Origin of the sequence: Puniceibacterium sediminis (assembly GCF_900188035.1) — a bacterium.
Classification (GTDB): domain Bacteria; phylum Pseudomonadota; class Alphaproteobacteria; order Rhodobacterales; family Rhodobacteraceae; genus Puniceibacterium; species Puniceibacterium sediminis.
Map to the genome: position 1 here is coordinate 64,651 of NZ_FZNN01000018.1, position 18,981 is coordinate 83,631.

Genomic DNA, 18,981 nt, shown 5'->3' on the forward strand with positions numbered 1-18,981 from the left:
TGCCCGAACGGGGGGGAAATATGTCCAAACTTGATAAATTAGTGGTCCAAGAATACGATTCTGGGACGCGACTGAAATATCAGCTGCCCCACCATCGCAGAGTCGCGTCTGAACAGCGGCCTGCCGTGTGGCGGTCTGAGTAGGCCAGACAACAGATATGGAAGTGATGTAATGAGTGATCAGCCAGTCAAGAAACCTCCTCTGATACTGCCAGAACGGCTCCAACCCCGAATGCGGGGGGCGCAGGCGGCGAACGATCTTCTCGCCAGGTCACTGTCCGGGGACGAGCCGTTTCTGGCCGCCCGCTTCGGCGGGTCCGAAAGTAAGGTACTCAACGAAATCGTCTTTCAGAAGAAGGCGAATGCATCAGAGGCCTTTGCGCAAGAGCTTCAGATGAAGTCGGGCGTTTCGCCGCGCAACCCGCTGACGATCCGCAAATTCGTCTATGAAACCATGACGGCGGGTTTGAACACGGATCTTCTGGCCATTTGGAGCTATCAAAATCAGGTCAAGCTTGCCGGGTTCTGCAACCCACCGCACATCTGCGGGCTGGATCACCTCAACCCTATCGTCGCGCTGCGTAAGCACGGGCTGGTGCCCTGGACCCGGGCGCTCTCGGGTAAGAAGATCCTTGTCGTGCATCCATTCGAAAATGATATTCGTGCCCAGATTCAGCGGTTGCAGGACATCCATGTGGTGCGCGACCTCTGGCCCGAGGATGTGAGTTTCGACACCCTGCGCGCACCCATCACCTTTGCAGGGGAAGCAGATGGCCGCAAATGGGTAGAGGAGCTGAGCAAGACCCGCGCCGAAATCGCACGGCGCGATTTCGACATCGTCTTTGTCGGAGCCGGTGCCTATGGCATGCCGCTGGGATCCTTCGTCAAGACGATGGGCAAGCGGGCGGTGCATTTTGGCGGCGCACTGCAGCTGCTGTTCGGAATCATCGGGGCCCGATGGGAAAAAAATCCGCTCTATGACGACGTTTTCGGCGAAGGCTGGATCAGGCCCGATCAGTCCGAACTGCCACGGCTGCATCACAGGATCGACCAATCCTCTTACTGGTAGAGAGCAGGCGCAGAGAGCGTCCAAACGTTACGTCGGGGTTCGGTCCTGTGACCGGGGCTTTATTGGAGCACCCGGTCCGGAATTGCGAAAGAACCGGGTATGAACTGCTTTTGGCAGCAATGGCGGTTAAGCGACCACAAGAGGCGGAACCGAAATTGTGCGCATTATTTTGACACGCTTTGCGCCAAACAGGGGCTGGCGGTTTTGACTGCCGGACCTTTTTCACGCCTCTCAATCTGAATATCTAGGCATGAGGTGCCGTCTATCATTCTCCTGCCCGGCAAATAGGCTGACGGGGCTTGAGTTTTGCCATCGGCTCCAACAAAACCCGTGTAAGCTTAATTCATTAAAGAAGGCTCCCAGATGATTACTCCCATCCTGCTATGTGGAGGCTCCGGTACGCGCCTCTGGCCCCTTTCACGTAAATCTTATCCCAAGCAATTTGCCAAACTCATGGGTGATGAAAGCCTGTTCCAGGCCTCGGCCAAGCGTCTGTCCGGCGAGGGGTTCACCGCCCCCATGGTGCTGACCGGCGATCCCTTTCGCTTTATCGTGACCGAACAGCTGGCGGCGATCGAGCAGGCGGCCTCGGCCATCATGATCGAACCCGAGGGGCGCAACACTGCGCCTGCAATCCTGGCCGCTGCGCTGTTTCTTGAAGCAAAGGATCCCGAGGCGCTGATGCTGGTGGCGCCGTCGGATCACGTCATCCCCGATGAGGCGGCCTTTCGCGCTGCTGTTCAGGCTGCCGTACCGCGCGCCCAAGGCGGCGAGCTCATCACCTTCGGCATTAGCCCGGATCGCCCCGAGACTGGTTATGGCTATCTCGAACTCGCCGAGGGGGCGGGCCCGCAGGCAGCAGAGCCGCAGAAGCTGGCTCGCTTTGTAGAGAAACCCGATGCGGCCCGCGCGACCGAGATGCTGGCGGCAGGCAATTTCCTGTGGAACGCCGGCATATTCCTGTTCACCGCCGCCACCATCCGCGCGGCCTATGAAAAATATACGCCCGACCTTGTCAAAGGCGTGCGCGCGGCCTTGGATGGGGCACAGACCGACCTTGGCTTTACCCGTCTCGCGCCAGAACCATGGGCCGGGATCGAGGATATCTCGGTCGATTACGCGATCATGGAAAAGGCCGACAACCTTGCCGTCATGCCCTATAGCGCGGGTTGGTCGGATCTGGGCGGCTGGGATGCGGTCTGGCTGGAATCCGGGCCTGACGCAGAGGGCAATGTCGCCGCGGACCGCGCCACGGCGATCGGTTGCTCCGACACGCTGCTGCGGTCTGAATCCGAACGCCTGCAGGTGGTGGGGATCGGCCTCAAGGACATCATCGTGGTCGCCATGGATGACGCCGTTCTCGTGGCGCACAAATCCGAAGCCCAGCGGGTGAAGGAAGCCGTCTCCGCGCTCAAGGCCAAGGGTGCCTCTCAGGCGGTGCAACTGCCGCGCGACTACCGGCCCTGGGGCTGGTACGAAAGTCTGGTCATCGGCACACGCTTTCAGGTCAAGCGCATCGTCGTGCATCCGGGCGCGGCCCTGTCCCTGCAAAGCCACCACCACCGCTCCGAACACTGGATCGTGGTCGAGGGCACCGCAAAGGTGACCGTGGACGAGACCGTGAAGCTCGTGACCGAAAACCAGTCGGTTTATATCCCGCTGGGCGCTGTGCACCGGATGGAAAACCCCGGCAAGGTGCCGATGGTGCTTATCGAGGTGCAGACCGGCACATACTTTGGCGAAGATGACATCATCCGCTACGAAGACGTCTACGCCCGCAGCTGAGGCCTCGCGGCAAGGGCAGTAAGCCCCCTGCACAAGATCCAGATCATTGCCCATCCCCGGGCGATGATCCCCCCATCCACTACCCTGCGCGCAGCCTTCTCCCGGGGTCGCATAACAGCTCTCTTCTCGATCAGACGGCCTGAACGTCACCGGCAGGATTGATGCCGGGGCATCTTCTGTTGTGTGCAATGATTCTGCACCGCGCCCCAGAGTTTCTGTCTCCGGCGGGCAGCAGGGTGCGTGTAGAAAGACAAAATTAACCAAAAGGTAAGAAAGATAAAATTAACACAAAAACGGGCACACCCATTTTAAGGATCGTCGTTCAGCCGCCTCCGACGATCAGGAAGGGCTATTATTCATGAATGCGCAGGCCATTCTGCCATCCGTCAACCTCCATCTGGAGGAGGGCGATGTCCTGTCGGCCCGCACCATGCTGCAGGCGGCGATGAAGGCGCATCCCGATTTCTTTCTCTATCATGAGCGTCTGGCCGAGATTGCCCTGCTGGAAGGCGACGAAGGAACCGCCCGCGCCGCCTATATCCGCGCACTCGCGCTCAACCCTGCCGCCACCTGGATCGAGGAGAGGCTGGCCGAATTGGACGGTATCCGCGTGGGGGCGGGGCTTGTCGGGAAATACGACCGCTATCCGGATCTGACCGGTCGGCGTCAGGCGGAGGGCGGCGCGCGTCTGCGCGGCATCCTCAAGTCCGCGCAGCCGGATCTGCCGCTGGTGACCATCGTGACGGCCGTCTACGACAACAAGGACAGCTTTCAGCGCTGCATCGACTCGGTCCGCGCACAGACCTACGCAAACGTGGAATACATCGTCGTCGACGGCGGCAGCCCGCAGGGCACGGTCGATGTCATCGGCGCCAATGACGATTTTATTGACTATTATATCTCGGAACCCGACCGGGGCATTTACTCGGCGATGAACAAGGGGCTGCGTCTGGCGCGCGGGGATTACGTCTGCCTGCTCAATTCCGACGATCAGCACGGCCCCGACCATGTGAAACGCGCGGTCGAGGCGGCGCTGGCACAGGGGCCCGTGGGCGCGGTCGACATCGTCTATTCCGACTTCTGGGATGGGGACAATATGCTGCCCGCGCAGCCGCTGAACGACGGCATCCTTCTGGGCAATCTCAACGTCAACCATTGCACCTTTCTTGTGCACCGAGACTGCTATGACCGCGTCGGCCCCTATGCTGAAAATCTGGGGATCGTCTCGGATATGGTGTGGATCCGGCGCGCCTATGCGACCCAGGAACGGTTCCATCTGCTGAGCGAGGCGCATTTCCGCTTTACCCCCGGGGGGGCATCCTCGGGGAACAGCCCGGAACGGCGCCGCAAGATCATCTTTGAGAACGGCCAGTGTTACCGGGTGGAATTCCCCTTCCTGACCCAGGAAGAGGCTGAAACGCTGTACCTTCTGCGCTTTGGCGACAGTCGGCTTGAGGCGGCAGCCGAAATCGGGCGGCGTTACGGGCCGGATCAGCCGCGTTTTGCCGCCGCCCTTGCGGCCTATGTCGAACATTGCTTTCGCGACCGGGACGCATTTGCGCTAGCCTACGATCAGGAAGAGCGGTTCACCCTCTACTGGCGTGTCGCCAAGGAGTTGGGCGTGGACCGCCGCCACATCCGCATGGACACCGCCAACGGATGCCTTTCGCAGCAGCTTGCCCAGATCGCAAATATGCCGCTCAAGCCGCGCAAACCCGGCGCGCAGCGGATCTTGCATTACGTCACCGTCTTTTCCGCCCCGTCCGAGACCTTCATCTATGATCTGGTGCAGCGGCTTGAGGCCGAGACAGAGCATGACAATATCGTGCTTTTCCAGCACGCCGAGCTGCGCAAGGAACGCGCCTATGACAAATCCCTGCAGATCGTCTGGGAAAAATATCGCGGCGTGGTGGCCCGTGCCCTTTATGAATACCTGATCGACACCTGCGGCATCGACCTCATGATCGCGCATTTTGCGATCAACGAGCACCGGCTGCATGGGCGTGTTGCCGACACCGGCATCACGCTGCCGACAATTGTGATGACCCATGGCATTGACGTCTTCCTGCTCAAGGAAAAGTCGCCCTACACCGATTACGTGCGCGGCAAGCTCGCGCCGCGCGGGGATGTCTGCTTTACCGCCGTGTCAAATTATCTGCGAGACGAGCTGATCGCCGTCGGCATCGAACGCGAAAAGGTTTTTGTGCTGCCCAACAGCGTCAATCCGCGGTTCTTCAAACACCGCAAGACCGATGGCTTCTATGACGGCGCGCGCAGGCTCGAACTGCTGTCGATGGGTCGGCTGATCCCCTGGAAGGGGCACCACCTTCTGTTGCGCGCGCTTGCGCGGTTCCGCGCCGAGGTGAGCCGCGACGTGCGCCTCACCATCGTCTACGGCAATTGCGATGACGAGTTGGCAAACCTCACCGCGCTTGCCGCCGAACTGGACCTGACGGATGCGGTGGTGTTCCAGCCCTTCGTGGATTTCGGCAGGAGCCCGGATTTCCTGAGCCGTTTCGACCTGTACCTGCATCCTTCGACCTATACCGAGGATTCCGCGCGCAAGTCGGAAACCTTCGGCGTTGCTCTGCTCGAGGCGATTGCGGCGGGCCTGCCGGTGATCACCACCGATGCCGGCGGTCTGCCCGAGGTCCTCGGAGAGGACAGCCCCCAGGCCTGCATCGTGCCGCACGGCGATGCGGATGCGCTGTTTTCTGCCCTGCGCGACATGCATGGGGCTCCCGCGACCTTCACCGACAACCTGCCCTATGCGCAGGACCGGCTTGACGCCTTTTCGGCTGCCAAGCAGATCACCGGGCTCGACCAGCTGATCCGCAAGATGGCAGATCCGATCAAGGTGGCGCTGTTCTCAAGCTCGACACTGCAGGGGGCAGGCTATGCCGCTTATCGTGTGCACCGGGGGCTGGTGGCCCTGCCGGGTGTCGCGCCGACCATCTTCACGACAGTACGCGACCACCAGAGCGCAGCGGGTGTGAGACCCATCGCGCACCCCAGCACGGATAACACCCGCTGGCGCACGCTGCAGCCCCAGGCCAAGCCGGGCAATACGATCTTTACTGTAAACCAGACGCATCTGCACTCCGAAGACCTTCTGCGTATGGTCGAACCCTATGACGTTATCAGCCTGCACTGGCACGCCCGCTTTTTGTCGGCGGAAAATATCGCGACGCTGACGCACTCGGACAAACCCGTGGTGATGACGATCCGCGACATGCAGCCGATCACCGGGGGCTGCCATTTCTTTCATGGCTGCGAAAAATGGCAGACGGATTGCGCCGACTGTCCGCAGATCCCCAGCGCCTACACGGATTTTCCCGCCTCTGTTCTGGCGGCCAAGCGGGCACATTACAATTTCGACAACCTGACGCTTGTGACGATCTCGAACCACACCCGGGGCATTCTCGAACGCGCGCCTTATTTCCGCGACTGCCGGATCGAGACGATCCTCAATTCGATCGAGACGGATGTCTTCCGCCCCTATGACCGCAAGGCGCGGCGGCGTGAGTTCGGCCTGCCCCTGGATCGCAAGATCATTGGCTATGTGCCCAGCTACGCAAGCGAGATCAAAGGCTACAGAGAGTTGGTGGCGGCGCTGAACATGCTTGATCCGGCCCAGCTGGGGTTCGACCCCTACGTGATGCTGGTGGGCAACGAAACACCCGCCACCGCGCAGATCCGGCAGGACAAGAAGGCGCTGGGGTATATCGCGGACAATGACAGGCTGGCGCGGGCCTATTCCTGCGCCGATGTGGTCGTGGTGCCCTCGCTCGAAGAGACGTTTTCCAATACCACCGCCGAGGCGATTTCCTGCGGTGTGCCGGTGGTAGGGTTCCGCACCGGGGCGATCCCAGACCTCGCCATCAAGGGCAGGGCCGGCTACACCGCCGAAATGGGCGATGTCGCGGGGCTGGCCCAGGGCATCCGCGAGGTTCTGAGCGGCCACGACATGAGCAAGGCCTGTCGCGACCATGCCGTGAATACGCTGTCTTTCATGAAACAGGCCCATGGTTATGAGGCACTGTTTGCCGATCTTCTGGCCAGGAACCGCAGCCGCCCGAAGGCCCCGCCGCAGGTGTTCAACAGCTTTGACGCCCTTGGCTTTGGCTTGGCCAACATGGCCGCCGAGATGAGGATCAACGCGAAATAGGGTTAGTCGACAAGTCACGGGGACAGCGCCCTGCCTCAGCCTGCGGTGCGGCGTGCCTCTTCTTTCTCTTCCCAGCGTGTCCGCACCGCTTCGAGCAGTTCGTTGAATTCGGGACTGTCCAGTCGGCTGAAGCTTTCTTTCGGGGCGGTGTCGGTTCGCAAAGAGAACAGCGTCGGCCTGTCGGAAAAGAAGCGTTTGCGGACAGCTTCGTTCGAGTCGGCATAGATTTCGTCGAGTTGGCCTAACTCGGAGTCCGGCAGGATTGCGCAGCGCCCCGGCATGATCCGGGTGATGTGGGTGGTCAGGCGCCGCCATTCCGCATTCTCAAACCCCGCGCCGCGCCGCGCCTGTAACCAGCCGTGCAACTGCAGCAGCGCATTGACCCCGGCGTTCGAGACCGAAGAGACGTTCTTTTCCGGGACTTCGGCATGGATAGGCTCGATCCCGGCCGCATCGCAAAAATCCGTCATCAGATCATTGTCCCGCATCGCACTGCGTTCGAACAGGCGCGGCACCACCTCGGTACCGGCAAAGCCCTGTTCCCACTTGGCGATCACGCGGTCGTAGTGCACCTGCAATGCTGGGGGGGTACTGGCCAGACCTTCAGCAGTTAGCGGCAGCAGAGCCTGGCCCTCGCGTATGCGCTGGTGCTGATGACTTTCGAACCAGTCCGCCTGACGTCGAATGTAGATGATCAGACGCACCGGGTTCAGCCCGATGTTCGCCATCCGGGTGCGAAGTCGGGCGATCTCGGGCTCTGTGGGCAGGCAGGACCAGAAATGTTCAGCCGAGAGGAGGCAGAGCGCGTCGCCATTTTCGGCGACCTGGCGGCTGTATACCTCCATGACCTTGCGATCAAAGGTCTTGCGCTGACCGGCATTCCTGACACGGTGCTGCTGGAGCACGAAGTTCGGCCTGCTCTGGTTAATGCTGCTGACGGCCAGACACTTGTTGTTGTCGCCGCCGGTTGCGCCCGAGGGCAGCAGATCCCTCGGATAAAGGATTCCCCGTTTTAGAAGAGCGTCCCGCTGTGCTTGCAGAACGCCCTGGATACTGGACGAACCGGCCTTTCCGATCCCGACGTGAAGAATACAGTCCATTAGTAGAGTCCCTCTTGGAGGTCTAGGCATAGCGCGCGGTGCAGACCATGGGGGGCTGCAAGGACGTAAAGCTGGCCGTGCGGCCTGATATGACGATCCGCGGCCGATATCGGATTGTTCACCGTGACTGCTGCGTGCAGGCTGGGCACGGTCTGACTGGTCGAAAACTCCACTCTGGACAGGTTTCTGGCGACCTTGCAGTCCATGATTCCCTTGATGCATTGCCATTGGCGGTGCCACCAGGGGTCAAAGACCGCAAAGGTGTGGGGCCTTTTTCGCCGATGGATATGAAGACCACTTCCAGCAGCGACGAATAGGCGCCGACACGGCGTTCCAGTGGGAAACAGAGCTGCACCTCTTCGTCGTGAGAGTTCTGGATGTTGACGGTGATTTTCTTGCAACTGACCGGCATGCCCTCCATCGGCTCGACAGTCAGCACAGTGGAGAGCGGGCGGGGCGCGCGGCGTCGCCTCGGGGCGGGTCAGAATGTCGGCGATCCGCGCCATTTTCCGGGCGATGGGAATGTCCTTCTGCACCCGATCTCGGGGCGGGAACAGCAAGGTCACGGGCAGGATTTCGTGTTCCATGAGCCGGTGATAGATCTGCTGTACCATCCGCGGGTCGCAGTCCTGCAGCGCCGAGGTCGCCCAGTCAAGGATGCAGATGTCGGGTTTGAGGTCGAGCACCTTTTCCACATAGACGACGCCCGCATCCATCATGCTGCTTGATCCCGCCGGGACGCGCGACACCCTGCCCCCAGATCCTTGGTCAGGTTCCGTTCGAAATAAGAGACAAAGCCCGTCACTTCGTTGGTGGCGTGGTGGATGTCCTGGTCTGTTACCGAAGCACCGAAAAACGCGATGTATTCTACTGTAGTCATGCTCTCTGGGGTCATCCTTGGGTGTTTCGGCATCTGGCTTGCCTGTAACTGGTCGGTGGATCGTCACATTGTCACGCGTCATAGCCAAGCCGGGCGCAGAGCCTGGCATAGGCGGGACTCTGGTTTGCATCGGCACGCAGGTCCGCCGACACAGCGCGCCGATCACGCGTCTCGATCTGCGCGCCCGCCCGTCCGCTGTCGCCAGACAACGCCATCAGCGGCAAAAGCGGTTCGAACCCGGGGTTGAAGGGGAGATCGAGAGCGTCGCAGATTTCCGCAGTCACGCGGGCCGGATCGGCCACGAAATCTTCGTAGCGGTAGAGCGGCAGATCGACGTGCGCATCCAGAAAATCGAGATAGCGCAGGCAGTATTCCTGCAGGGTTGCGGGTTGGAAATGCGCCCACTTGTTGTTGCGCAGGGACAAAAAACTGTCGAGCGGATGGCGCACGGTCACCACCGAGAGCACTGGCAGGGCATCGGACACCAGCTTGTGAAGGGTGGGGCGGGCCTGGCGGTCCTGATCGGTGCAGAACTGGGAATGGGCGTGATCGCGTAGCACCAACGCCAAACCCTGCGTATGCAGATCATCCCGCAGGGCGGTCAGGCCGGCGGTGAAGATATGCAGGATCGTTTGCTCGCCGATGCCGCGGGGACTGTAGCGCAGACCGGCAATCAGATCGGTGGGTAGGAACGGCGGCTTGGGCGCGCGCAGATGGAGGGTGCTGAGTGGGTCGATCTCACTCAGCATCACGGTGTTGGGCATGGCTGCCAGCGCCTTGGATATCAGGGTGCCGCCGCTGCAGGCCATGTGATGCAGCGTACGCACCGGCGTCGCTGCGGCCACATCCAGGGCGGCAACCCGGTCGGCGCATTGCGCCAAAAGACTGGGCAGGGGCAGGTCGGGCAGATCGGAACCTGCGGTCCTCCCGGCTTCGTGCAACAGCGCGAGCGTACCCTCTAGCGCCGAGAGAAGCTCGGCCCGGTTGGCCGGGTCCTGACTCATTTTCGTGCTTTCTTTCTTCCGCGCGCCTTGCTGGTCCGCTTAAACTTTGTCGCGACCTTGTGGAGGGGGGGCATGGGTCCGTAATCGGGTGGGGATGCCCCTTCGCTCGGCTGCAACAGGGTGGTCTGGTCGGAGCCCGCCCCGGGCAGGGGCACGGCGGGATCAAGCTGTTGCAGATACTCTGCTGCCTGCTGCAGCCGGGCGGTGACGCTGCGCAGCAGCTCGTCCTGCGCGGTCTTGTCCGCAAGAAGTTCTTGATAGCGACGGCGCAGATCCTGCAGATCCTCCCGGGCCAGGGTCTGCAGGCGGATCGCCAAGGCTGTGTCCTGCTGGGCTCTGGTATGGATCGCCGCGCTTTCCTTCCGTAGCGTGTCCTGCGCCTTTTCGATCTCTTCCGCTTTGCTGCGGGCTTCCTCCTGTGCGGTCTCAAGAATTTTCTCCAGACCGGTGACCTTTTGGCGCAGGACCTCTTTTTCGGCTTCGGCCGCGGTACTCGCCTCGGCTATCTGTGTTTCTAGGGACCGGATTCTGCCTTCATGTGCACGACTGCGTGCGTCGGATGCGGTTCGTTCATTGACCAGTTCCTCGATCCGGGAGTCCTTGGAGGCCAGTCTTGACTGGCTTTCTGCCAGGACCATGCCGACCTCTTTGGCATCGGCGTGCGCCGTTTCAAGTGCGCGGCGTAACTCTTGCGCCTCGCTCTCGAGCTGGGCGCAGCGCAGCCGCAGCGGGTCGCGCCGCAGCCAGTATTCGGGGAAGTCAGGATCTTCGGTCAGGCTCCCGTCAAGGCTGTAGCCCTGCGCCTCAAGCGCTTCCAGAACCGGCTCGACCGCTGTGCCGCCTTCGTAAAGCCCGGGCAGGGCGGTGCGCAGGAACACATGTTCCGGCGCCAGATCCGACGGCAGATCCGCGATTTGTCGCGCGATGGGAACGCTGTCGGCGGGCAGGTCCAGGCACAGTACGTGGCAGCCATGCTCAGGCAGGTCGATCTGGCGCAGCACCTGTTCCAGCGGCAGGGTGGGCACGTCGGAGCGGGCGGTCTCGCGTAAGCCGGGGAACAGGTCGCGCAGATCCTGCGGGGGACAGAGCCCGGATAGTCCAGTCAAGCTCTGGGCGTGGAAGGGCGCGCTGCCATCTGTGGCGGCGACGGCAATCGGTGTCAGGCTCAGGCGGGCGTCGCGCGTTGCGGCCCGCTGCAGCGCATCCTGCTGGGTGGGGTTGGCATTGATCAGAACTATGCGCGCCGCGCGGGTTGCCAGCATTGGTTCGAGCGCGCCGGGGCCGTCGGCGTTGACCAGCACGAGCGTGTCGATCTTATGATTCTGGTCCAACGTGGCCAGCCAGTCTGTCCAGACGTTCATACGGGCTACTCTTTGCGTTTGGTGGCCGCGCGCAGGCGGCGCAGCGGTTCCATGATGCGGTAAGAACGCGAAGCTTGGATTCCGTGGATCCAGGCTTCGACCCCGGCCAGTTTGCTTTCGAGTTCTGCGGCTCGGTTCCGCAGCCGGGCCTGTTCCTGTTCCGCCGTCTTACGCTGGTTGCTCAGCGCGGTTTGCAGACTGTCGCGCTCGGCGGCCAGTCCACCGGTGGCGCTAAGGTGCAGCTGCTGGGGGGTAGCCCCGGCAGTCTGCACACCCGCATGGCCCTGACCCTCCAGATACCGCGCTTCCAGATCGCTCCGGATCTTGGTCAGCGCCGAGCAGGTCTTGAGATAGTGGTGAAAGGCCGCATCCAGATCCTGTTCCGGGGGGAGGGCGTCCGACAGCCCCAGCGTGCAGGCAACCAGTTCTTCGTTCAGGGTATGGATGCGGGGCGTGCGCAGCACGCAGACCTCGGCCAGGGCCAGCAGCACCGGATCGGGGCGCGGTCGGGGCAGGGCGGCGAGGGCTGCAACTGTCTGCGGCTCGAGATTCAGCCCGGCGGCAAGCGCACCCGCATGGGCCTGCACCGCCCGGGAGTCGACCAGGGTGGTGCGTCGTCGGTTGCGGCGCAGTACGTCAAGCAGCGCCAACGCTGTGGCCTCCCAGCTTTTGAGCGCGGCCATGGGGGCGACCTTCTGCATCATGGCGGCGGCGATCCGAGGTTCTGCCGGGGTAAAGATCAGCAGCAGACGGCTTTCGGGCTGCGCCCGCATCGCGGCGGCAGCCTGCGACAGAGTCACCGCCCTGTGGCCGGGACCAGCTTGGCGCAGTACATCTTCAAGGCTGGTCTGGTCGGACAGCCCCCCACAGCAGATCAGCAGATCCGCGTGGGCCTCCGCCGCAGGTTTTTCACGCGGGGCAGGCCGTGCCTCTGCGGGGATGTTCATACTGGTTTCGCCCTTTCCGTAGATCCATGTGCCGCGCATCCGGTCTGGCGCAAAGTCATTCCAGACTTACCCTTTTCTTTGCGAATTGTTTACAATTTCATAACAATCGTCCGGATATTCGTAATCAATGCGCCGATGTCCGGCTCTGGGGGAACGACGGGCCGGGGCGGGTGTGCCGCAAAATCCGCCCGACCTGACCCGCCGACAAGGAGCAACAGGCCAGCATGATCCGGGTCTTTCCCTTTGGGGCCTATGCCCACCGTCTGCCGTTGGCCTATGACACGCTGCGCGATCTGTGCAGTGTATCCATTGCCGTGACCGCAGAGGCGGTGCAGGCGGATTTGTTGCTTGTGGCGCACAGCCGTGACCTGCCCGCCGCTGCCGCCGCGCTGCACGGCGATCAAAAGCTGGTCCTACTGTCGGAAGAGCCGCTTTGGGATACGGTCTGGTCCGCCGATCCCCTGACCCGCAAGCAAAGCCTGGACACACCAACAGGTGCCGTGCCTTTCACGATGCTCAACCACGCCACCTCGACGGTTTATGATTTTGCGCGGATTCCCTATTTTCTGCTGACCGATACGGCCTTCTTCACCCGCTACGCGAGCTGGTTTGCCCGTAATGCGGGGTTGAGCCTGTCCGACTGGCGCGAGCGTCTGGCAACGCCCCGCTGGGACGTGGCCTTCATGGCCGAACTGCGTCAGGAGGCACAGTTCGATGTGGACTGGCCCGGGCAGGACCTCTTTGGCCTGGGCGCGCGGCGCACCCGCATCGCGCTGGCTTGCAACACCGGGTCCGTGCTGCGCACAGGGGCGGGCTGGAACACTCTGCCCCGGCGTCAGGATCTGCCCGACTGGCATCTCGAAAAGTACCTCGATCTCGACGGACAGTGCCGCCTGCTCTCGGCGATTGAGAACACCCATCAGGACAACTACGTTTCGGAAAAAATCTTTGACGCCTTCGCGGTGGGGGCGGTGCCGCTTTATATCGCGGGGCCTGCGCACCGGGTGCGGGATGTGGTGCCCGGTGCGGCCTTTCTCAATCTTTATGGGCTGAGCCCAGAGGCGGCGGGTGCGCGGATTGCGGATTTCACCGCCAGTACTGAGGTTTTGGAGGCCTATGTCGCCGCCCAGACCAGGCTCGCGGGGCTTTTCGCCACACCCGCCGCGCTGCTGCAAGAACGCGAAAGACTGCGCGCGGCATTGGCGCTGGAGTTGCAACAGGTGCTGTCCGGGTAACACATGAAGGGTCTTCGGCCTTTCACACTGGTGGTTGAGAGTGGTTTTTGGCAACACTTGCCCCAGAGGAAACAGTAAACAGTAAGAGGTCCCGATGCAGATCGAACAGACCGCCCTTTCCGGTGTCGTGATCCTGACCCCCGCCCGCCATGGCGATGCGAGGGGGTTCTTCAGCGAAAGTTGGAACGCGCAGCGCATGGCCGACGCGGGGTTGGATTATACCTTTGTGCAGGACAATCATTCGCTCTCGGCGCAGGTCGGCACCGTGCGCGGGCTGCATTTCCAGGCGCCGCCCCATGCCCAGGCGAAACTTGTGCGCTGCGGGCGCGGCGCGCTGTTCGATGTGGCGGTGGATATCCGGCGCGGTTCACCGACCTACGGACAGTGGGTCGGCGCCGAGCTGACATTCGAGAACGGTTGCCAGCTGCTGGTTCCAGCGGGTTTTCTGCACGGGTTCATCACGCGGCAGCCGGATACCGAGATCATCTATAAATGCACCGACTACTACGCCCCCGACTGCGACGGCGCGGTGCGCTGGGACAGCTGCGGTGTGGACTGGGGTTTTGACGGCACACCGCTGCTGTCGGACAAGGACGCCAAGGCGCCCGCGCTCGCCGATTTCGACACACCCTTTGTTTGGGAGGCTTGAGCGATGAAGCTTCTGGTTACCGGCGGTGCCGGGTTCATCGGGTCCGCCGTGGTGCGGCTGGCCATCGCGCGCGGCTACGAGGTGGTGAACCTTGACGCGCTGACCTATGCCGCCTGTCTCGACAACGTGGCCTCTGTGGCGGATGATCCGAAATACGCCTTTGTCCAGGCCGATATCCGCGATCGCGCGGCACTGGATGCGGCGTTTGCCGAACACAAGCCCGACGCCGTGATGCATCTGGCTGCTGAATCCCATGTGGACCGCTCGATCGACGGGCCCGGCACATTCATCGAAACCAACGTTATGGGCACCTTCCACCTGCTCGAGGCCGCGCGTGCCTATTGGCAGGAACAGGGTCGCCCGCAGGGGTTTCGGTTTCACCACATTTCGACCGATGAGGTGTTCGGCTCTCTTGGTCCCACCGGGCAGTTCACCGAAACCACGCCCTATGATCCGCGAAGCCCCTATTCCGCGTCAAAGGCCAGTTCTGACCATCTGGTGCGCGCCTGGGGCGAAACCTATGGCCTGCCGGTGGTGCTGACCAACTGTTCGAACAACTACGGTCCCTATCATTTCCCCGAAAAGCTGGTGCCGGTGGTGATCCTGAACGCGCTGGCGGGCAAGGATATCCCAATCTACGGCGCGGGGGCGAACGTGCGCGACTGGCTTTATGTCGAGGATCACGCCGATGCGCTGCTGCTGGTGCTGGAAAAGGGCGTGCTTGGCGAAAGCTACAACATCGGCGGAGAGAACGAGCGCAGCAATCTGGACCTCGTGCGCACGATCTGCACCCTGCTCGATGCCAAGCGGCCCCGCGCGGCGGCATCCTACGCGGACCTCATCACCTTCGTGAAGGACCGCCCGGGGCATGACGCGCGCTATGCCATCGACCCCACCCGCATCCGCGAGGAACTGGGCTGGCGGCCTTCCGTGACCGTCGAAGAGGGGCTGGAAAAGACCGTGCAATGGTATCTCGACAACGAACCCTGGTGGCGCGCCCTGCAGGACCGCGCCGGTGTGGGTCAGCGGCTGGGCACAGCATGAGCATGAAGATACTGATGTTCGGCCAGACCGGACAGGTGGCGAGTGAAGTGCAGCGTCAGGGGGATGTGATCGCCCTTGGGCGTGACGTGGCGGATCTGTCCGACCCCGCCGCCTGCGCCGCAGCCATCACCGCGCACCGGCCCGATGCGGTGATCAATGCCGCCGCCTGGACCGCCGTCGACCGCGCCGAGGAAGAAGAGGCCGCAACCCGGATGATCAATGCCGAGGCCCCCGGCGCAATGGCGCGCGCCTGCGCAGAGCTTGGCATTCCCTTTGTGCATATCTCGACCGATTACGTCTTTGACGGGACCGGGCAGGCGCCCTGGCGCGAAACCGACCCTGTATCGCCGCAGAACGCCTATGGCCGGACCAAGCTTGCGGGCGAAGAGGCGGTCGTGGCGGCAGGCGGGACATATGCGATCCTGCGCACCTCTTGGGTGTTTTCGGCCCATGGCGCAAATTTCGTGAAAACCATGCTGCGCCTTGCCCAAACCCGCGACGCGCTGAACGTGGTCGATGACCAGATCGGCGGGCCGACACCCGCAGATGCGATCGCCGCCGCCTGCCTGAACATCGCCGGGCAGCTGAGCCAGGATGCATCGAAATCCGGCATCTATCACTTTGGCGGCCAGCCTGCGGTCAGCTGGGCCGATTTTGCCCGCGCGATCTTTGACCGGGCCGGGCGGGGTGTGACTGTGACCGGCATTCCCACACGCGATTATCCCACCCCCGCGGCGCGCCCGCTCAATTCCCGGCTGGATTGCGCCGCCATAGGCGTGGCTTTCGGTATCCGGGCCCCTGACTGGCAGGCCGGACTGGTCCGGGTTCTGCATGATCTGGAGAAGACGACATGAGCAAGCCCCGCAAAGGCATCATCCTGGCCGGCGGTTCGGGCACGCGGCTTTATCCGGTGACCATGGGCCTGTCGAAACAGCTGCTGCCGGTCTACGACAAGCCGATGATCCACTACCCGATCTCGACCCTGATGCTGGCTGGCATCCGCGAGATCTGCATCATCACCACGCCCCAGGATCAGGATCAGTTCCGCCGTGTGCTGGGGGATGGCACGCAATGGGGGCTGACCTTCACCTATGTGGTGCAGCCTTCGCCCGACGGCCTTGCTCAGGCCTATCTTCTGGCCGAAGATTTCCTGGATGGCGCGCCCTCGGCGCTCGTTCTCGGGGACAACATCTTTTACGGCCACGGCCTGCCTGAACAGCTGGCGGCGGCGGATGCCAAGACGCAGGGCGGCACGGTCTTTGGCTACCGCGTGGCGGATCCCGAACGCTACGGCGTGGTGGATTTCGACGATCAGGGCCATGCCATGTCGATCGTGGAAAAACCCAAGGTGCCTGCCTCGAACTATGCGGTAACCGGGCTCTATTTCCTCGACGGAGAGGCCTCGGAGCGGGCACGGCAAGTCACGCCTTCGGCGCGTGGAGAGCTTGAGATCACCACCCTGCTGGAAATGTACCTGCACGACGGCACCCTGTCGGTGGAACTCATGGGGCGGGGCTATGCCTGGCTTGACACTGGTACCCACGGCAGCCTGCTGGATGCGGGCAATTTCGTGCGCACGCTGCAAACCCGGCAGGGCCAGCAGGTCGGCTGTCTGGAAGAGATCGCCTTTGCCCAGGGCTGGATCGACGAGGCGGCGCTGATGGAACGCGCGGCACTGTTTTCCAAGAACGATTATGGCGCCTATCTTGCCAGCTTGCCGGCCCAGAGCCGCAGGCGACGTTGACCTGAGATGGCGGACGAGCTGCCCGGGACAGGAACAGAGCCGCATATCGGCATCCTGATGGCGGTCTACAACGGTGCCAGCCATTTGCGCGAACAGCTCGACAGCATCGCGCAGCAGGACCACGCGGATTGGCAGGTGCTGGCCAGTGACGACGGTTCCACAGACGGCAGCTGCTCTGAACTCGACCGCTTTGCCGCTGAGCACCAGCTGACTCGCATGGAAGGCCCGCGCAGGGGCAATTCGGCGGACAATTTCCTGTCGCTGATCCGCCGCGCCGGGGATCATCTGCCCACCGGCGCCTGGATTGCCTTTTCCGATCAGGATGACATCTGGCTGCCTGACAAGCTGTCGCGCGGAGTGGCGGCGCTACGCGATCTGCCCGATGGGCGCCCGGGGCTTTACTGCAGCCGGACCTGGATCACCGATGAAACCCTGAGCACACGCCGCCTGTCGATGCCGCGCCCGCGCCCGACGGGGTTCCGCAACGCGCTGGTACAGAACATCGCGTCGGGGAACACGATCCTGCTGAACACACCGGCCGCTGCGCTGGTCCGGGCGGCGGCAGCCGAGGTCGGGGCGGTCGTGGTGCACGACTGGTGGCTCTACCAGATTGTCACCGGGGCGGGGGGCTGGGTCGCGCATGACGACGCGCCTTCGCTGCTCTACCGCCAGCACGGGGTGAACCAGATCGGCGCCAATGACACGACGCTGGCGCGGATCAGGCGGGTACGCCAGTTGCTGCGCGGAGACTTTCGCGAGTGGAACCGGATCAACATCGCCGCCCTCACGGCCTCGGCCCACCGGCTCACGCCGCAGAACCGCGCCCGGTTGGAGCGCTTTGCCGAGGTGCATGATGCGCGGCTCTGGGGACGCCTCACCGGCCTCGCGCGGCTGCGGCTTTACCGACAGAGCACCGCTAGCACCATCGCGTTGTGGGTTTCGGCATTTCTTGGGTGGCTTTGAGGTCGCTCGCCTGCCCGACGTCGATGGAGACAAGCCGAAGCGGCGGAAGTTCAAGCGTTATCCCACCGGGTTCTTCCACATCGACATTCCCGAGGTGCGAAACCGCAGAGGGCAAGCTTTACCTTTTCGTTGGTATCGACCGCACGAGCAAATTCGCCGTGATCCAACTCGTTGAAAAGGCTGACCGGCGCACGGCCTAAGAGTTCCTACAGCGTATACTCGAAGCCGTGCCCTACTAAGTCCATACCATCCTTATGGATAACAGAATTCAGTTAGCCGAGCAGTCCGGGAACCGGAACACCATCTATTCGAACCGCGCCGGTTTGAATCGCCCCGGGTCTGTCGGAGACCTATAGCTTCATTTCACGCGACCAGATCTTGCATGTTGCGCCATGGCCCTTGGCGATGGACCAGTTCGGTTTTGTAGAGACCGTTTATGGTCTCAGCGAGGGCATTGTCATAGGAGACCTCGACGCTTCCGACCGACGGTTCGATGCCCGCTTCGGCCAAACGCTCGGTGTATCGAATGGACAGATATTGCCCGTCCCACTGCCCGGCAGTGCTTTGCAAAGCAAACCATGAGCGGGGCGGTCCGAATGGTGAACCAGTCCACTTTTCTGGACGGGCCGTCGATCGTGCAGGGCATTCTTCAAAGCATCCGTTGCTCGGCAGTGCATCGCGCAGCGATGTCACGAGAGGGGGCGGTCCACCGTGCAGCGCGCCAGCGAAAAGCCCTCGCGCTTCAGCTGATGCCAAGCCTTGCGAACCCCATAGACCTGGTAGTTCTCATCCCAGACCCGTTTGATCTCCGGGCAAAGCTCTCGATCCCGCGGATGGCGCGCCGAGGCTTTGGTAGGGTCCGTGCGGCACGCCAGCTGGTGATAATATGCCCCCTCTCGGCAGATTGCTTTGCAATCGCCTGCCGGGCAATGGATGCACGACATTCAGGCCGATCTCCTTCAGCTCTTCGGTCATTCTTGGTCCGCCATAGCTGCCCAGACTGAAACGCGACTGTTCCTTGATGTGTGCCAGC

General features: G+C 62.4%; 15 protein-coding genes and 3 pseudogenes. 10 read left to right on the forward strand and 8 right to left on the reverse strand.

What is annotated here, in order from left to right:
• Positions 1-171 precede the first annotated feature (171 nt).
• The 3 genes from CHB75_RS17105 to CHB75_RS17115 all read left to right on the forward strand — a co-directional run bounded on the left by CHB75_RS17105 (position 172) and on the right by CHB75_RS17115 (position 7,021).
• Positions 172-1,068 carry a hypothetical protein gene (locus CHB75_RS17105; RefSeq protein ID WP_141135133.1) on the forward strand — a complete coding sequence of 299 codons (897 nt, stop codon included), beginning with the start codon at positions 172-174 and terminating at the stop codon, positions 1,066-1,068.
• A 363-nt stretch (positions 1,069-1,431) separates the two neighbouring features.
• Positions 1,432-2,853: a mannose-1-phosphate guanylyltransferase/mannose-6-phosphate isomerase gene (locus CHB75_RS17110; RefSeq protein ID WP_089272720.1), complete on the forward strand. Its 1,422-nt coding sequence runs from the start codon at positions 1,432-1,434 to the stop codon at positions 2,851-2,853.
• Between the two features lie 358 nt (positions 2,854-3,211).
• Complete coding sequence (locus tag CHB75_RS17115; RefSeq protein ID WP_089272722.1) at positions 3,212-7,021, forward strand: glycosyltransferase; 3,810 nt, start codon at positions 3,212-3,214, stop codon at positions 7,019-7,021.
• A gap of 35 nt (positions 7,022-7,056) precedes the next feature.
• Here the strand turns inward: CHB75_RS17115 and CHB75_RS17120 are convergent, their stop codons facing one another.
• The 6 genes from CHB75_RS17120 to CHB75_RS17145 all read right to left on the reverse strand — a co-directional run bounded on the left by CHB75_RS17120 (position 7,057) and on the right by CHB75_RS17145 (position 12,313).
• A complete protein-coding gene (locus CHB75_RS17120) occupies positions 7,057-8,121 on the reverse strand; it encodes a hypothetical protein (protein ID WP_089272724.1) in 1,065 nt (354 codons plus the stop codon).
• Positions 8,121-8,840, reverse strand: coding sequence for a hypothetical protein (locus tag CHB75_RS17125; protein WP_089272726.1), 720 nt, complete (start codon positions 8,838-8,840; stop codon positions 8,121-8,123). The genes CHB75_RS17120 and CHB75_RS17125 overlap by 1 nt, the downstream gene beginning before the upstream one ends.
• Positions 8,837-9,001 (reverse strand): hypothetical protein, encoded by a 165-nt coding sequence (locus CHB75_RS21750; protein WP_176439179.1) that lies wholly within the window; start codon positions 8,999-9,001, stop codon positions 8,837-8,839. Before CHB75_RS21750 ends, CHB75_RS17125 begins: the two co-directional genes overlap by 4 nt.
• A 71-nt stretch (positions 9,002-9,072) precedes the next feature.
• Complete coding sequence (locus CHB75_RS17135) at positions 9,073-10,005, reverse strand: sulfotransferase (RefSeq protein WP_089272730.1); 933 nt, start codon at positions 10,003-10,005, stop codon at positions 9,073-9,075.
• The gene (locus tag CHB75_RS17140; RefSeq protein WP_141135134.1) at positions 10,002-11,306 is read right to left on the reverse strand and encodes a hypothetical protein; all 1,305 of its coding nucleotides are present in this window, start codon (positions 11,304-11,306) and stop codon (positions 10,002-10,004) included. Before CHB75_RS17140 ends, CHB75_RS17135 begins: the two co-directional genes overlap by 4 nt.
• 65 nt (positions 11,307-11,371) lie before the next feature.
• Entirely contained in the window at positions 11,372-12,313 is a 942-nt protein-coding gene (locus tag CHB75_RS17145) for a hypothetical protein (RefSeq protein ID WP_141135135.1), read from the reverse strand.
• Positions 12,314-12,537: 224 nt separating this feature from the next.
• On the opposite strand from CHB75_RS17145, the gene CHB75_RS17150 reads away from it, so the two are divergent.
• From CHB75_RS17150 to CHB75_RS22140, 7 genes and pseudogenes are all read left to right on the forward strand, one after another.
• On the forward strand, positions 12,538-13,548 hold the full coding sequence (locus CHB75_RS17150; protein WP_089272736.1) for a glycosyltransferase family 10 domain-containing protein: 1,011 nt from the start codon (positions 12,538-12,540) through the stop codon (positions 13,546-13,548).
• 94 nt (positions 13,549-13,642) lie between these two features.
• On the forward strand, positions 13,643-14,197 hold the full coding sequence (rfbC, locus tag CHB75_RS17155; RefSeq protein ID WP_089272737.1) for a dTDP-4-dehydrorhamnose 3,5-epimerase: 555 nt from the start codon (positions 13,643-13,645) through the stop codon (positions 14,195-14,197).
• Positions 14,198-14,200: 3 nt separating this feature from the next.
• On the forward strand, positions 14,201-15,241 hold the full coding sequence (gene rfbB / locus CHB75_RS17160; RefSeq protein WP_089272739.1) for a dTDP-glucose 4,6-dehydratase: 1,041 nt from the start codon (positions 14,201-14,203) through the stop codon (positions 15,239-15,241).
• A gap of 2 nt (positions 15,242-15,243) precedes the next feature.
• Positions 15,244-16,095, forward strand: a complete 852-nt coding sequence (rfbD, locus tag CHB75_RS17165; protein WP_089272753.1) for a dTDP-4-dehydrorhamnose reductase — start codon at positions 15,244-15,246, stop codon at positions 16,093-16,095.
• Positions 16,092-16,985 (forward strand): glucose-1-phosphate thymidylyltransferase RfbA, encoded by an 894-nt coding sequence (gene rfbA, locus CHB75_RS17170; protein ID WP_089272741.1) that lies wholly within the window; start codon positions 16,092-16,094, stop codon positions 16,983-16,985. Before rfbD ends, rfbA begins: the two co-directional genes overlap by 4 nt.
• A 6-nt stretch (positions 16,986-16,991) precedes the next feature.
• Positions 16,992-17,948, forward strand: coding sequence for a glycosyltransferase (locus CHB75_RS17175; RefSeq protein ID WP_089272743.1), 957 nt, complete (start codon positions 16,992-16,994; stop codon positions 17,946-17,948).
• Positions 17,914-18,259 (forward strand): annotated as a pseudogene (locus tag CHB75_RS22140) (IS481 family transposase); the annotation flags it as partial. The gene CHB75_RS17175 and the pseudogene CHB75_RS22140, both read left to right, overlap by 35 nt.
• A 67-nt stretch (positions 18,260-18,326) precedes the next feature.
• On the opposite strand, the pseudogene CHB75_RS22145 reads toward CHB75_RS22140, so the two are convergent.
• Positions 18,327-18,853, reverse strand: a pseudogene (locus CHB75_RS22145) (IS3 family transposase); the annotation flags it as partial.
• A pseudogene (locus tag CHB75_RS21425) lies at positions 18,852-18,981 on the reverse strand (IS3 family transposase); the annotation flags it as partial. The pseudogenes CHB75_RS22145 and CHB75_RS21425, both read right to left, overlap by 2 nt.